Origin of the sequence: Actinomadura rubrisoli (assembly GCF_004349215.1) — a bacterium.
Taxonomy (GTDB): domain Bacteria; phylum Actinomycetota; class Actinomycetes; order Streptosporangiales; family Streptosporangiaceae; genus Spirillospora; species Spirillospora rubrisoli.
Genome location: NZ_SMKU01000272.1, coordinates 1 through 12,641, shown reverse-complemented (window position 1 = coordinate 12,641; position 12,641 = coordinate 1). Strand labels below are relative to the sequence as shown.

Annotated in this window: 13 protein-coding genes and 2 tRNA genes; 2 read left to right on the top strand and 13 right to left on the bottom strand. The window is 70.3% G+C overall.

Going from position 1 to position 12,641, the window contains the following annotated elements:
* The 3 genes from E1298_RS34865 to E1298_RS34855 form a co-directional block, all read right to left on the bottom strand.
* Positions 1–266 (bottom strand): hypothetical protein (locus E1298_RS34865; RefSeq protein ID WP_131900973.1); only part of this gene is annotated, 266 nt, incomplete at its 3' end.
* Positions 267–269: 3 nt separating this feature from the next.
* Positions 270–779, bottom strand: a complete 510-nt coding sequence (locus E1298_RS34860; protein ID WP_131900971.1) for a SigE family RNA polymerase sigma factor — start codon at positions 777–779, stop codon at positions 270–272.
* Between the two features lie 76 nt (positions 780–855).
* Entirely contained in the window at positions 856–1,896 is a 1,041-nt protein-coding gene (locus E1298_RS34855) for a hypothetical protein (RefSeq protein ID WP_131900969.1), read from the bottom strand.
* A gap of 345 nt (positions 1,897–2,241) precedes the next feature.
* Here E1298_RS34855 and E1298_RS34850 point away from each other — a divergent pair, with 345 nt between their 5' ends.
* On the top strand, positions 2,242–3,195 hold the full coding sequence (locus tag E1298_RS34850) for an adenosine deaminase (protein WP_243725993.1): 954 nt from the start codon (positions 2,242–2,244) through the stop codon (positions 3,193–3,195).
* 21 nt (positions 3,196–3,216) lie between these two features.
* Here the strand turns inward: E1298_RS34850 and E1298_RS34845 are convergent, their stop codons facing one another.
* The 9 genes from E1298_RS34845 to E1298_RS34805 form a co-directional block, all read right to left on the bottom strand.
* Positions 3,217–3,798: a TMEM165/GDT1 family protein gene (locus tag E1298_RS34845; RefSeq protein ID WP_131900965.1), complete on the bottom strand. Its 582-nt coding sequence runs from the start codon at positions 3,796–3,798 to the stop codon at positions 3,217–3,219.
* Positions 3,799–4,025: 227 nt separating this feature from the next.
* Positions 4,026–5,093, bottom strand: coding sequence for a UDP-N-acetylmuramate dehydrogenase (locus E1298_RS34840; protein WP_131900963.1), 1,068 nt, complete (start codon positions 5,091–5,093; stop codon positions 4,026–4,028).
* A 64-nt stretch (positions 5,094–5,157) separates the two neighbouring features.
* Positions 5,158–5,583 (bottom strand): MaoC family dehydratase, encoded by a 426-nt coding sequence (locus E1298_RS34835; RefSeq protein ID WP_131900961.1) that lies wholly within the window; start codon positions 5,581–5,583, stop codon positions 5,158–5,160.
* Positions 5,583–6,020, bottom strand: coding sequence for a MaoC family dehydratase N-terminal domain-containing protein (locus E1298_RS34830; RefSeq protein WP_131900959.1), 438 nt, complete (start codon positions 6,018–6,020; stop codon positions 5,583–5,585). The genes E1298_RS34835 and E1298_RS34830 overlap by 1 nt, the downstream gene beginning before the upstream one ends.
* Before the next feature lie 519 nt (positions 6,021–6,539).
* Positions 6,540–6,704, bottom strand: coding sequence for a 50S ribosomal protein L33 (rpmG, locus tag E1298_RS34825; RefSeq protein WP_026404241.1), 165 nt, complete (start codon positions 6,702–6,704; stop codon positions 6,540–6,542).
* 117 nt (positions 6,705–6,821) lie between these two features.
* Positions 6,822–6,895: transfer RNA gene (locus E1298_RS34820), tRNA-Met, on the bottom strand.
* A 231-nt stretch (positions 6,896–7,126) separates the two neighbouring features.
* Positions 7,127–8,293 (bottom strand): MFS transporter, encoded by a 1,167-nt coding sequence (locus E1298_RS34815; RefSeq protein ID WP_131900957.1) that lies wholly within the window; start codon positions 8,291–8,293, stop codon positions 7,127–7,129.
* 56 nt (positions 8,294–8,349) lie between these two features.
* On the bottom strand, positions 8,350–10,023 hold the full coding sequence (locus E1298_RS34810) for an alpha-amylase family protein (RefSeq protein ID WP_131900955.1): 1,674 nt from the start codon (positions 10,021–10,023) through the stop codon (positions 8,350–8,352).
* Positions 10,024–10,634: 611 nt separating this feature from the next.
* Positions 10,635–10,707, bottom strand: a tRNA-Thr gene (locus E1298_RS34805).
* A 243-nt stretch (positions 10,708–10,950) separates the two neighbouring features.
* On the opposite strand from E1298_RS34805, the gene E1298_RS34800 reads away from it, so the two are divergent.
* Positions 10,951–11,973 carry a hypothetical protein gene (locus E1298_RS34800; RefSeq protein WP_131900953.1) on the top strand — a complete coding sequence of 341 codons (1,023 nt, stop codon included), beginning with the start codon at positions 10,951–10,953 and terminating at the stop codon, positions 11,971–11,973.
* Here the strand turns inward: E1298_RS34800 and E1298_RS34795 are convergent.
* Positions 11,970–12,641: hypothetical protein (locus E1298_RS34795; RefSeq protein ID WP_131900951.1), on the bottom strand; the 672-nt coding region annotated here is incomplete at its 5' end. The genes E1298_RS34800 and E1298_RS34795 overlap by 4 nt on opposite strands.

The following is a 12,641-nucleotide window of genomic DNA, read 5'->3' as shown; positions in this document are numbered from 1 at the left end:
GGCGGCCGTTCCGGCTGCTGGAGCACCGAGACACCGTTCGGTGATGCCGTCGTCTCGGGCGCTCCGGCAGGTGTGGCCCGGAACGACTGGTAGGTGGGCACCAGGGCGAGCGCGACGACGGACGCGGCGGCCGCACCGACCGTGGCGCGGATCCTGGTCGCCCGGCGCCGGTGCCGGCGCTTGACGTCCGCGACGAGCGATGGCGGTGCGGTCGCCTCGGCCACCTGCTCGGCCATGGCCCTCCGCAGTTCACTCTCCAGATCCATCGCTCAGCTCCCCAGTGGCGCCAGGTTCTTGTCGAGACGCTCCCGGAGCCTGGCGAGCCCCCGGGAAGCCTGGCTCTTGACCGTTCCGACGGAACAGCCGAGCGCCTGAGCCGTCTCCGCCTCTGAGAGGTCCTCCCAGAAGCGCAGGACGAGCACCGCGCGTTGCCGCGGTCCCAGCTTGCGCAGTTCTTTCATGAGCGTCCCCCGTAGCTCCACGGCGTGGTCGGACGAGACGGCGGGCGTCTCGGGCAGTCGGGCCATCTGTATCTCCCGCAGCACCTTCCACCGCCGGGACCGGCTGATCACGAGATTGACCAGGATCCGGCGGACGTAGGGCTCGGGATCGGTGTCGGCGTCCAGGCGTCCCCAGTGCCTGTACGCCTTCTCCAGCGCGGTCTGCAGCATGTCCTCGGCGTCCTGATGGGCGCCGCACAGCAATGACGCGGTACGCAGCAGGGCATTGCCGCGTCCCGCAACGAACTCCACGAACGACTCGTCGTCTCGACGCCCCACTGTGCTCCGTCCGGCTAGAGCGGATACCGCCGCAGAGGACGGGCGGCTCCCGCGCCGGAGCCGCCCGTCCAGGTTCCTACTGGGCCTGCCGCAGGGCGGCGGTCACGTCCTGAAGGCCACCGGCGAGGACGGGGCTGCCGTTGACGAACAGGGAGTAGCCGCTCGGGTCGAACAGCAGCACGCCGCCACCGCCCGGGCCCTGCCAGGCGGCCGCCCCACCCACGGTCACCGGGGTTCCGCCTCCGGGCAGCCCCAGCGCGTTGCGCAGCTGATTCTGGGTCATGCCAGCGGGGGTCTTCAGGGTTTCCACGGTCAGCCACTGCCCGGCCTTACCGGCCCACTTCTGCGTGACGGCGCAGACCTTCTTCTTCTGCAGCGCCTTCGAGCCGGGGGTGGTGGAGACGTAGCGCAGGCCCTTCGGCAGCATGACGGCCTTCTCGACCGGGCCGCCGACCTTCACCGCGGGCGGGAGCTTGGAGCAGTCGAGCCCCGGGACGGCGGGCACGGCGGGCACGCCGGGCACGGAAGGCACGCCGGGAACGCGCGGGGACGGCGCGGTCGACGGGGTGCCCTTGGGCAGCTGCTTGGCGTCCGGCAGGCAGGTGGGCAGGGTCGAGGGCGCGCCGGGGACCGACGGCTTCCCCGGGGCCGCGATGCCGGGCTTGGGGACCTCGACCTTGGGCAGGCCGTCCTTCGGCGGCTTCCCGTGCGGGAGCGGGACGCCCGGAACGCGAGCGTCGGGGACCTTGGCGTCGGGCAGCTTCCCTCCGGGAACCTTGGCGTCGGGCACCTTGCCTCCAGGGAGCTTGGCGTCCGGGAGCTTCGCGCCGGGCAGGTTGCCGGTGGGCAGGTCGCCGGTGGGCAGGTCGCCGGTGGGCAGCTTGCCGGCCGGGACCTTGGCGCCGGGGACGCCGGGAACGCCGGGCTTGGCCGGCAGGCAGGTGGGAGCGGGGCTGGGCGCGACGTCCTTCAGCTGGCGGACGGCCGCCGTCTTCGACTCGCCGGACTGGAGGCCGGCCTCTTGATGGGAGCCGGTCATCGCCCACGTCGCACCGCCGCCAACGGCGACGGCACCGACCGCGGACGCCGCGATCAAGGCGGCCTTCAGCGTGATCATCGTGTTTCCCTTCTGCCCGTCTGTCACTTGCGCCCCTCATATACGCGCGGTCCCAGGGCCGGGTTGCACGCGATTCTCAAGTTTTTTCGGGAATGCCCATGGGCGGCATGGCCGTGGTGAGTCATGGCAGGTAGTCCGGTCAGGTGATCCTGGAGGGGCGGGGGTTCGGGACGCGACGGGATCCGGCAACATTGGTCCATGGAGGCCCGTACCGTGTCACCCCGCCCGGCCCAGGACCGCTCCGCGCCGGACCGTCAGGACGGCGCCCACGTGGCGCTCGTTTCTCCCCGTCCGGACGTGGCCCTGCTCCCGAAGGCGCACCTGCACCTGCACTTCACCGGATCAATGCGGCATTCCACGCTGGTGGAGCTGGCCGCCCGCCACGGCGTCCACCTACCCGAGGCCCTCGTGGAGGACTGGCCGCCCCGGCTCCACGCGACCGACGAGCGGGGCTGGTTCCGCTTCCAGCGGCTGTACGACATCGCCCGTTCCGTCCTGCAGACGCCGGACGACCTGCGGCGGCTGCTGCGCGAGACCGCGGAGGACGAGGCGGCGGAGGGCTCGGGCTGGCTGGAGATCCAGGTGGACCCGAGCGGCTACGCGGCGCGCTTCGGCGGGCTGACCCCGACCGTGGAGCTGGTGCTGGACGCGGCGCGCACGGCCTCGGCGGCGACCGGGGTCGGGATCGGCGTGGTGATCGCGGCGAACCGGACCCGGCACCCGCTGGACGCCAAGACCCTCGCGCGGCTGGCCGTCCGGTACACCGATCAGGGCGTGGTCGGGTTCGGGCTGTCCAACGACGAGCGGCGCGGCCGCGCGTACGACTTCGAGGGGGCCTTCCGGATCGCCAAGCGCGGCGGGCTGCTGTCGGACCCGCACGGCGGGGAGCTGCTCGGCCCGGCGAGCGTCCGGGAATGCCTGGAGACGCTGGACGCCGACCGCATCGGCCACGGGGTCCGGGCCGTGGAGGACCCGCGGCTACTGGCGAGGATCGTGGAGCGGGGCGTGACGCTGGAGGTCTGCCCCGCCTCGAACGTCGGGCTCGGCGTGGCGGCGACGGCGGCGGACGTGCCGGTGCGGCGGCTGTTCGAGGCGGGCGCGTCGATCGCGCTCGGCGCGGACGACCCGCTGCTGTTCGGCTCGCGGCTGGCCCGGCAGTACGACCTCGTCCGCGCCGAGCACGGTTTCTCCGACGTCGAGCTGGCGGAGCTGGCCCGGCAGTCGATCCGCGCGTCCGCCGCTCCGAGCGACGTCCGCGACCGCCTCCTGGCGGGCGTGGACGCCTGGCTTCCCTCCTGACCCTGCGGCCGCCCCGCGCCGTCAGGCGGTGAGGCCCTCGATCAGCAGCAGGACGCCGAAGACGGCGAAACCGGCCGCCGCGCCGTACTTGATGACCTTCTCGGGAAGCCGCCTGCCCAGCATCTGCCCGACGACGATGGCCAGCGCGTCGGCGGCGACCATGCCGACCGTCGAGCCCGCCCAGACACCGGTCAGCGCGAGAAGACCGCCGTGGTCGGCGGCGAGGGTGACGGTGGCGAGCATCGTCTTGTCGCCGAGCTCCGCCAGGAAGAACGCGCCGCCCACGGCGAGGATCGCCGATCCCGTGGCCCGCTTGGCCTTGTCGCGCTCCTCGTCGTCCAGCTCGTCCCCGCGCAGCGTCCACAGCGCGAACCCGAGGAATGCCACGCCGGCGAGGATCGAGATCGGGCCGGTGGGGATCGCCGCGCCGAGCGCCGCCCCGGCGGCCACGCTCGCCAGATGGACGAGCGCGGTCGCGGCCGTGATGCCGACCAGGACGGGGAGCGCGCGGAAGCGGGTGGCGAAGGTCATGGCCATGAGCTGGCTCTTGTCGCCGAGCTCGGCGACGAAGATGACGGCCAGGCTGAGGATGAACGCGTACACGGGGCCCTCTCGCTCGGATGCCGGGCGGAGGGGCGGGAGCGCCGTTCGGGCACGCGACCTCGACCCGGCATGACTGCCGGGCCGAAGGTCTCGTCCGCCTCCGGTGGGGCGCGCGCTGCGGCGCCCTACCCGAGGCCCGCGCGACCGGGCGCCGTCCGCGGCGCCAGCATGTCGATCACGCGATTGGGACTACTCCCCCTCGACGCACCCAGGCTACCAGCGGCGATTCAGAGGGCGACGCCGACGAAGACCGGCTCGTTCACCAGCTCGACCCCGAACGCGCCGCGGACGCCGCCGCGGACCTCGCGGGCCAGCGCGAGCAGGTCGGCGGTACGGGCGCCGCCCGGGTTGGTGAGGGCCAGGGTGTGCTTGGTGGAGATCCGCGCCGGGCCGAGCGCGTGCCCCTTGGCGAAGCCCGCGCGGTCGATCAGCCACGCCGCCGACGTCTTGGTACGGCCGTCGCCCTCGGGATAGCGGGGGAACACCGCGTCCGGCCCGAGCCGTTCCGCCACGCGCCGCTCCAGGTCGGCGAGCTGCGCGGGCTCCAGGATCGGGTTGGTGAAGAACGACCCCGCGCTGCGCGTGTCGGGGTCCGCCGCGTCCAGGACCATGCCCTTCCCGCGGCGCAGCTCCAGGACGGCGTCGCGCGCCTCCTTGAGCGTCACCCGCTCGCCCGGCTGGACGCCCAGCCTCTTCGCCAGCTCCGCGTAGGCGACCGGCTGCGACTCCTCGGCCTCGCGGAGCGCGTACGTCACGTCCAGGACCACGTACCGGTCGGAGCCCTTGAAGACACTGTTCCGGTAGGTGAACCGGCAGGCGTCGCGGTCGAGCGTGACACACGCGCGGGCCCGCCGGTCGTACGCGCGGACCTCCACGATCGTCTCGCTGACGTCCTGCCCGTACGCGCCCACGTTCTGGATCGGGGTGGCGCCGACGCGTCCGGGGATGCCGGACAGGCACTCCACCCCGGCGAGACCGTCCGCGACGCAGCGGGCGACGAACGGTTCCCAGTCCTCACCGGCCTGGACCCGCACCAGGACGCGGCCGCCCTCACCCGCGACACGCTCCGTCCCGCGGGTGCCGACGTGCACGACGGTGCCGGGGAACCCGTCGTCGGACACCACCACGTTGCTGCCGCCGCCGAGCACGAGCACCGGCTCGTCCTCGTCGTCCGCCTTGCGGACGGCGGCGACCAGCTCCGCCTCGGTCGTCGCCTCGACGAAGCGCCGGGCGGGGCCGCCCAGCCGCAACGTGGTGTATCCGGCCAGGTTCACCTCTTCAGCGAACACCGCCACGTCGTCTTCCCCTCCCCGCGCGTTCCCGTCCGCGCCGCGCGGACGGGAACGCCTCCGCTGTGCCTCAGGCGAGCTGGACGACGGCCTTGGCGCGCGTGAGGACCTTCTGCTCGTTCGACCGGGCGGTGAGCGCCACGACGACCTTGTTGCCGTCGAGCTTCTCCTCCACCTTGCCGCTGATCACCAGCGTCGCACCGCCCTCGTCGGGCACCACGACCGGCGTCGAGAACCGTACCCCGTAGTCGACCACGGCGCCCGGGTCCCCGACCCAGTCGGTGACGAACCGTCCGCCCTGCGCCATCGTGTACATGCCGTGCGCGATCACGTCGGGCAGCCCGACGGCCTTGGCGACGGGCTCCCGCCAGTGAATCGGATTGAAGTCGCCGGACGCGCCCGCGTACCGCACCAGGTCGGCCCGGTCGATCGCGTAGGTCTGCGCAGGGATCTCGTTGCCGACCTCGACGTCCGCGTAGTTCACCTTGGCGCCCATCAGGCCCCCCGCTCCACGATCGTGTTGTAGGACTTGCAGACCAGCTCGCCCTCGGCCGTCCTCACCTCGGTCTCCAGGACCATCTTCTCGTTGCTGCCGATCGACCTGATCTCGGTGATCGTCGAGGTGCAGGTCACCACGTCCCCCGCGCGCAGCGGACGGCTGTACTCGAACCGCTGCTCGCCGTGCACGACCATCGCGTAGTTCAGGCCGAGCGCGGGATCGGCGAGCCCTGGATCGGTGAGCGACACGACGATCGGGAAGGTGGGCGGCGCGATGACGTCGGGATGCCCGGCCGCCTTGGCGGCCTCCTGGTCGCGGTAGATCGGGTTCTGGTCGCCGATGGCGTCCGCGAACTCCCGGATCTTCACCCGGCTGACCTCGTACGGCTCGCTGGGCGGGAAGCTCCGCCCAATGAAATCACGGTTGAGTGCCATGCAATCCGTCCCTCCAAGGTGGAACAGGGCCCCGCGGCCCGTGTGCCCGCGCCCAAGCACATGCCTACTCGTACTCGAACGGACCGTAACAGAACGACGTTCAGCCCGCCCTCGCGGGTCTCACCGGCGAAGACGGGCTGTATTGATTCAATCTCGGCCCAAGGCGCTCGCCTGGCGGCTCGCACCTTGACCGTGATTGGGCGAGACGCGACATCGCTTCGCGATCTTCCCGGGGATGCTCGCCTTCGGCTTCGCATCCCCGGTCAGGTAGCGCGCTCGCGTGCAAGCTGAGGTCACTGTGAACCGGCATTAGGAGCTGACAGCCCGGACGGGGTCCCCGTCCGGGCCCGTGAGATCAGCCGGGTTCGCGGTGCGGTGCGTCCCGGCGCCGCGTGGGAGCGCGGCAGGCGGTACTTCCCGTCCCCGCCCGAAGCTCGACTAGCGGGTTTCGCGGTGCGGGCGGTGGGTGCCGGCCCCGTGTGGGAGCGCAGCGGGCAGTACTTCCCGTCCGAACCTTGGCTAGCGGGTTTCGCGGTGCGGGCGGTGGGTTCGGCAGTTGGGGCAGTACTTCTTGATCTCAAGGCGGTCCGGGTCGTTGCGCCGGTTCTTCCGCGTGATGTAGTTGCGGTGCTTGCACTCCTGGCAGGCCAGCGTGATCTTCGGCCGTACGTCGGTGGCAGCCACGATGGAGTGCCTTTCTGAGCTAGGGACATGGACTACGTACCTCGGCCGCCCGGGACGGGTGGCCGGCGATTCGACCCAGCCTTCTCACCCCCGGGAGGAGGTGAGAGACATGGGTAGTAGCGAGGGCCGGACTTGAACCGGCGACACAGCGATTATGAGCCGCTTGCTCTGCCTGACTGAGCTACCCCGCCGCGATGGTCGGTGTGGACCGGATTGCAAGGATACCGGATGCTCACCGGACCCTGGAAACACAAATGCCCGGACCATGATCGGGGAATCGGTTCCACGGGCCCCCGGGCTGCCACTCAGGCTACCGGCTGCGCCGATGACCTGCGAAACGCCCTGCTGGAACCGGTGGGACGCTACCACAGGGCCCGGTATGGAGCGAATCAGGACACCCCGCGCCGCGACCCAGAACGATCTCACACTCCCACGTCCTCGGCGGCGACGCAGTCGTCGTCGGTCCGGCGGTGCAGGGCAAGACCCGCGTACGCGGCGAGCAGGGCGGCCGGGCCCACGACGACCGGGACCCAGTACCCGGAGGAGTCGCCGGCATGGTCCACGATCCAGCCCGTCAGGGCGTTGCCGGTGGCGTTCCCGCCGGTGATCGCGCTGGACGGCCACACCAGCGCCTCGTTCAACCGGGCCTCGGGCACACATGCCTGCACGATGGACGTACCGAGGATGATCACGGGGGCGGTGCCGATGCCCACCGCGAACATCGCCGCGCCGATCGCCGGGAGGCTGTCGGGCAGCAGCCGGGCGGCGGCGAGCGGGACGCAGGTGAGCACGGCCAGCGCCGCGACGCTCACGATGAACGGAACGCGCGGCTCCGACCGCGGCCGGACCTTCCCGAACGCCAGGCCGGAGATCGCGGAACCCAAGGCGATCATCGAGAGCAGCACGCCCGCGGCGGATCTGCTGTCCATGGAGGTGGTGTGCTTGACCGTCGTCACGTCCAGCGCGCCGAAGAGGATCCCGACGAGCGCGTACGGCATCAGCACCGCCCACACCGACGGGCGCCGCAGCGGGGACGATTCGCGCCTACCGGCGGCGGGATCGGCCGGGGGCTCGGTCCGCCGCTGGCCGGCGAAGAGCAGCATTCCTGTGACGAGGAGAACGCCGGAGGCCAGTACGCCCGCCTCGGGGAAGACCGAGGTGACCAGGATGGTGGCCAGGATGGGGCCGCTCAGGAAGCACAGCTCGTCGGCTACCTGCTCGACCGCGTTGGCGGCGCGCCGGGTGGATCCGTCGTGCAGGTGGGCCCACCGTCGGCGGACCATGCCGCTGACGTTCGGGGAAGAGCCCATGGCCAGGGCATAGGCTGGGAAAAGCGTCCAGGCGGGCGCTTTCCAATGGGCGCAGGCAAGGAAAGCGGCGTAACTCAACGCGGCGATGCCCGCCGCTGCGGCGGTCACCTTCCCCTGCCCATGCCTGTCGGTGAGCCGGGCCGTCCAGGGATGGAGGACGACGAGCGCGATCAGGCCCGTCGCCGACAAGAACCCGACAAGCGCGAACGAGCCGTAGTTCATGGAGAGCAGCAGGATCATGCTGAGGGAGAGCGATATCGCCCCCAATCTGGCCAGCACGCTCCCCACGGTGAACAACACGCTGCCTGCCGGGGCGAATACTGCTGTGTAGGAATTCACTGGAGGTGCCGCTCGCCTTCCGCGACGCTGAGCCAGCGGCTCTGATAGGCGTCCAGGCGCACCACGGCATCGCCACTGGGCTCGGCTTGGTAAGAATCACCGGGATGAAGAAGGTCGGTCAGCTCGATGGGGCCTTCGCGTTCACCGAGTTCGAGCCGGACGGCGGCCTCGGCGGGCTCCTTGGAGAAGTTGTGCAGGCACAGCACGTTCTGCCCTTCGTGCTGGCGCAGGTGTGCCAGCGCGTGGGCGGCCGCGGTCTCCAGGGGAAGGAAGTCGTCGCCGCCGAACGCGGTGTACTCACGCGAGAGCCGGATGAGCAGTCTGATCCACGACAGCAGAGAGTCCGGATCGTCACGCTGGGCCTGCACGCAGACGCCGTCAGGGTCGCGCTCTTGAGTGACCGGCTTCACGGGAGGAGCGGAAGAGGCGGCATCGGAGCCGGATCCGGGCTCCCATCGCATGGGGCATCTAACCGAAAGACGGCCCCTCGCTTCCAGATCTTCGCCCATGCCGATTTCCTCGCCGTACAGCAGGACCACCGTGGCGGGCAAGGAGAACAGCAGGCTGTACACCATCTTGATCCGGCGCAGGTCTCCGCGCATCATGGTCGGCAGCCGTAGACGTAGGCCGCGCCCCTGATACTTCATGTTCTCGTCCGGCCCGAATGCCTGGAAGACCGCATTCCGCTCGTCCTCTGACAGCAGGTCCAAAACCAGTTCGTCGTGGTTGCGGACAAACGAGGCCCAGCGGCCCGTGCCCGGCGGAACGGGGCGTCTGAGTATGCTCTCGGTCAGCAGCCGGGGGTCGCGCCTGGCCAAGGCGAGGTGCATTTGCTGCATGCCCTCGAAGTCCAGGCACATGGTCAACTCGTCCCCGGTTCCGGATTGCCGACCGAGGAAGCGGGCGGCCTCCTTGTAGGGACGGTTCACTTCACCGAGCAGGATGGCGTCGGGACACCTGCTCGTCACAAAGGATCGCAGCTCGGCGATGTAGGCATGGACATCGCAGGCACTGGTCTGGCCTCCTCGTCCCGTTCCCAGCATGAGGTGCGGTGCGGCGTCGACCCGGAATCCCGACAATCCGAGCTGCAACCAGAATCCGACGACCCTCTCGATCTCCGCACGTACCTCCGGATTGGCCAGATTGAGATCGGGTTGGTGACGATAGAACTGATGGAGATAGTACTGATCGGTCCTGTCGTCGTATCGCCAAGGCGATGGGTCGTCATGGGGAAAGACGGCGATCGGCTCGCCATCACCGGGCGGGGGTTCGTCCACCCACACGTACCAGGAGCGGTACGGCGAGTCGCGGCCCTCGCGACTGCGGAGAAACCAGGGATGCCGCGCCGAGGTGTGGTTGATCACCAGGTCGCCGATCACCCGGATGCCGTGCGCGCGGGCCTCGTGAACGAACGCCACGAAATCACCGAGTGTTCCCAGCCGCTCGTCTACCGCGTAGTAATCGGTGATGTCGTAGCCGTCGTCACGGTCTTCGCTCGGGTGGAAGGGCATCAGCCAGATACAGCCCACACCCAGCCACTTCAGATAGTCGAGCCGCTGGGTCAGACCCGGGAAGTCTCCCCATCCATCACCGTTGCCGTCGCTGAAGGTCTTGACGTTGAGGCAGTAGAAGACCGAGTTCTTCCACCAAGGGGGGCGTTGCATGACCATGGCTAGGCAATTACCCATGGCTCCGACTTGCATACACAGAGCCACACGAAGGGTAGGTCTTTCGAACGCTTTGGTCACCCTTCGCTAAACGGGCGCCAATAGCGGGGCAATAGAATCTCCCAATAATCTACCTCAACATAGGCATCGCACGGCCTTTAGTGGGATATCGAGAGTTAAGTGTTCAGGCCGCCCCGCAGAGGAGCAGGATGAATCTCGCCACCGTCCTTCAGGCGACCCTCGACATGAGTGCCCGCTAGGCTCCGTTGGCGATGCCATCAAGGACGTGCTCAACATTCTTGCCGGCCTCTTCGGCGTCAGCCGAGAACTATTGCCCGCCCGCGCCGCGGACCACGCCACCGCCGCGCGGCGGCGTGGTCCGCAGCCCCTGGCCGGGGCAGGCCTGGGCATCGGATCTCCTGCGGTGCGTGCCACAACCGCGGCTGCGGTGGGGGCCGTGCGGTGTAGGGGCCGTCGCCACGCTCGGAGTGTCCGTACTGGACGACCTCCTCACCCCTTACCGGGCGCGCCCCAGAAAGTTGATCTCCCAATCCGCTCCCGGGAACGCTGAAGGCCGCCCCCGGTGATCTTCGGGAACGGCCTCTGACCTGCGGAGCCCCTTTACGGAATCGAACCGTAGACCTTCTCCTTACCATGGAGACGCTCTGCCGACTGAGCTAAAGGGGCCTGCGACGCTCGCGCAGTGAAACCATACAGGGTGCGGGCCTCACTTGCGAAATCAATTGACCCCCTGCTGGACGGGATCCGTCCGGCCTGGTCAGCGCGGCAGGTCGCACCTGCCCAGCACAGCAGGTCGCGGGCGACGACGCGCTGCTGGATCTGGCCGCGAGCACGTCGGCGAGATCCCGGGACTCCATGACCGCGTTCTAGAACCGAATTCCAGAACGCGGTTGTGCCAGGCTGATCAACATGACGTTCCTCCAGGTCTGCGACGGGCTCGTCCGAGCGGCCCTCGTCGAAGACCAGTCCTTCAGCGACCTTCTCCCCCAGGTGATGCGCGCGTCCGAGACGGCGTCCGCCACCGACAAGGACGCCGCGATGCCCCGCATGGCCGAGGGCATCGCCGAGGCGCCCCCGAACCTCGGCGGCTGGCTCGCCGTCATCGCCGGCGCCTGGATCGAGCACGGCGCCGACCCCGTCCCCGTCGGCCGCGCCGTCGTCGAGCGGCTCACCGAGGTGACCGCGTCGGCCCTGGCGTTCGGCAGCGCCTGGGAGGAGGCCACCGGTGGCAAGCCGCCCGACATGCAGGAGGAGCAGCCGTCCCAGACGATCTTCGACACGATCGCGCCCAAGCTCGCGGATGGCGCGGTGTCCGCGATGATGTCGTGGTTCGCGCTGCCGCAGTTCGCGATGGCGGCCTGCACCGTCCTGTCGACGGCGCCGTCGGTCCGCGCCGGGCTGACGGACCGCGACTTCCGCGCCTTCGCCGCAGGCCAGGCCGCGAAGTACCACCACCAGATGGAGCACGTCCAGAGGCTCCTGCAAGTCCTGGACGACGAGCGCCTCCTCGTCCTGGACCGTGCCGGCCGCAGGGGCTGGACGATCACCATCGGCGGAATCGGTGACAACTTCCAGCTGCACACCCTCCTCGCCGGCGCCCTCGCCGGCCGTCCCGGCGGCCTGCCGGGCACCCCACCCGCTCCCGAGATCATCGCCTGCTTCCTGGACGCCGACGCCCCGCCGGGGCCGCCCGTCATCTCCAGCCCGTGGGACCTCGTCGACGCCCGGGGCGAGCCGGTCTACAACGAGGGCGTGCCCGCCGACATCCCCGCCGTGAACGGCACCCGCGTCCTCGTCCTCGATCCGCCGTCCTACCAGCGGACCTTCCCCGCCGGACGGCGCTTCCCGCTGATGCCCGCCACCCTCAAGGTCGACGGCATGCACCTCCCCGAGGACCTCACCGGCTGGTGGCCCCACATCGCCCCACGCTAGAAGCGCACCAGCACCGCGGTGGCGTCGTCGAACCGCTTGCCCCGCTCGACGGTTCCCGACGCCTCCGCGACCCTCGTCCGGCGGACGAGCTCCCGCGGCCCCTCCTCGTCCAGCAGCCGGAGCAGCCCGTCCCACCCCATCTCCCCGAACTTCTCCACCAGCCGGGACGCGCCGTCCCTGAGCACCGCCGCCCGCCGCAACCCCTCAACCGGCACCTCCCCGGTCAGCCCCTCGTACGCCGCCTCCGGCCGCGTGCTCGCCACCCAGAACCCGCCCGGACTGTTCCGCGCCCCCCGCACCGCCTCGGCGGTATAGCTCGGCAGCCGATCCACCCGATCGTCCCGGAAGACGAGCACCTCCCCCACGTCCACCACGATGGGCGAGTCGGCCAGGACGAACCACTCCACCACGTCCCCGCGCTGCCGCAGCAACGACACCGTGGCCGAAGGGCTATCCGGATTCTCCAGGTCACACCCCATATGCACCTCGACCGTCACCTTGATGCTCTCGGCCACCAGATCGGGCAGCGGCTTACCGTCCTCCAACGCCATCCGCGCCGCGATCTGCCCCCCGAGCCGCCGCACGAGCCACGCCGGATCATGCCGGCACCCGCTGTCCACCCCCGGCGGCGCCGTCGCGCCGTCCAGCAGCACGACCCACCCGGGCCC

Bases quoted from the DNA above. Each gene is read 5' to 3' on its own strand.
- E1298_RS34810 (WP_131900955.1), bottom strand. From the start codon at position 10,023: ATGGTCATGCAACGCCCCCCTTGGTGGAAGAACTCGGTCTTCTACTGC.
- E1298_RS34800 (WP_131900953.1), top strand. From the start codon at position 10,951: ATGACGTTCCTCCAGGTCTGCGACGGGCTCGTCCGAGCGGCCCTCGTC.
- E1298_RS34830 (WP_131900959.1), bottom strand. From the start codon at position 6,020: ATGGCACTCAACCGTGATTTCATTGGGCGGAGCTTCCCGCCCAGCGAG.
- E1298_RS34850 (WP_243725993.1), top strand. From the start codon at position 2,242: ATGCGGCATTCCACGCTGGTGGAGCTGGCCGCCCGCCACGGCGTCCAC.
- E1298_RS34835 (WP_131900961.1), bottom strand. From the start codon at position 5,583: ATGGGCGCCAAGGTGAACTACGCGGACGTCGAGGTCGGCAACGAGATC.
- E1298_RS34855 (WP_131900969.1), bottom strand. From the start codon at position 1,896: ATGATCACGCTGAAGGCCGCCTTGATCGCGGCGTCCGCGGTCGGTGCC.